Origin of the sequence: Micromonospora haikouensis, from assembly GCF_900091595.1 — a bacterium.
Lineage (GTDB): Bacteria > Actinomycetota > Actinomycetes > Mycobacteriales > Micromonosporaceae > Micromonospora > Micromonospora haikouensis.
In genome coordinates, this window is sequence record NZ_FMCW01000092.1 from 1 (window position 1) to 1,360 (window position 1,360).

The 1,360-nt window shown below is 70.2% G+C and carries 2 protein-coding genes; both read right to left on the reverse strand.

What is annotated here, in order from left to right; all coding sequences use genetic code 11:
- Positions 1 to 7: 7 nt before the first annotated feature.
- Positions 8 to 424, reverse strand: a complete 417-nt coding sequence (locus tag GA0070558_RS32610) for a class I SAM-dependent methyltransferase (protein ID WP_091287423.1) — start codon at positions 422 to 424, stop codon at positions 8 to 10.
- Positions 425 to 426: 2 nt separating this feature from the next.
- A partial coding sequence (locus GA0070558_RS32615; protein ID WP_091287427.1) for a GTP-binding protein occupies positions 427 to 1,360 on the reverse strand: 934 nt, incomplete at its 5' end.

Consider the following 1,360-nt stretch of genomic DNA (forward strand, 5'->3'; position numbering starts at 1 on the left):
AGACGCTCTACCTCGCGCACATCCACACCGGAGCTAACGACCCACCAAACCCACAGCCTACGAAATATACCAAAATGTGACAAAGCACTACTAGGTCGTACGGGCCGCCGGCCAGTGGAAGCCAGCGGGGCGAGCCGATGTCCGCCCGGACGGTACGCACCTGCGGCAGGGCCGTCTCGGCCAGGGCCAGCAGGGCCGGATCGACGTCCAGGACCGTGACGTCCGCGTGGGGCCACCGCCGCAGCACCGCCTCGGCGGTGGTGCCCGGGCCACCCCCGACATCGAGCACTCGCTCCGTTGGGCGCCCAAGGAGTTGCAGACCGACGGTGAGGAGATCGTCACGATCAGGCTGATAGTGGCACATCATGAACTCCCAGTCGCGCCGCCACCGGGCGACGTCCTCGAGTGCCAGGGCGGTCGCCATGGTCAGGCCGAGACTGGTTCGGCGTGGTCGTGGTCGTGCAGGTCGCCAAGATCCCACTCTGGGAATGGGTCCGGCAACGCCCGCCAGGCGTCCTCGCCGGCAGCGATCTCCGGGTCGGTGAGCAGGCATGCGGTCAGAGCCGCCCGCAGGCCGTCGCCGTCCAGGTCGACGCCGATGAGGACGAGTTCCTGCTGCCGGTCGCCGAAGACCGGGTGCCAGCGGGACTCCAACTCGGCCCGCTCGTCGGGATCCTCCGGCCACTCCCCAGACACCACCACCGGCACGCCGACCGGGTCACACCGCCCGGACAGGCCGGCCTGCGACCAGAGGGCCTGCACGTCCGGGCGGCTGGCCAGCCACAGGAAGCCCTTCGAGCGCACCACACCGTAGCCGTCCAGGCCAGCGGCGAACAGGTCCCACAGCCGCTGCGGGTGAAACGGCCGGTGGTCACGGAACACGATGCTGGAGATGCCGTACTCCTCCGTCTCCGGCACGTGCCCGCCGTTGAGTTCGGCGACCCAGCCGGGCGCGGTCTCCGCCCGCTCCAGGTCGAACCGGCCGGTGTCGAGCACCTCCGCCGGCGGGACCCGACCGTGCACGGCACGGACCTGCCGGGCGGCGGGATTCAGCCGGGTCAGCAGCGCCTCGACCACCGTCAGGTCCTCCGGGCCGACCAGGTCGGTCTTGTTGACCACCAGCACGTCGGCGAACTCGATCTGGTCGACCAGCAGATCCGCGATGCCACGGTCGTCGCCTTCGAACGCGGCCAGCCCTCGCGCCTCCAAGGTTTCCCCCGCCTCGATCATGCCCCGCAGACTCGCCGCGTCGACCACGGTGACCGTCGTGTCCAGGCGGGCCAGGTCGTCGAGGATCTGACCGTCCTCCACGCCGAAGGCGAAGGTCGCGGCGACCGGCATCGGCTCGGAGATGCCACTG

Bases quoted from the DNA above. Each gene is read 5' to 3' on its own strand.
- GA0070558_RS32610 (WP_091287423.1), bottom strand. From the start codon at position 424: ATGGCGACCGCCCTGGCACTCGAGGACGTCGCCCGGTGGCGGCGCGAC.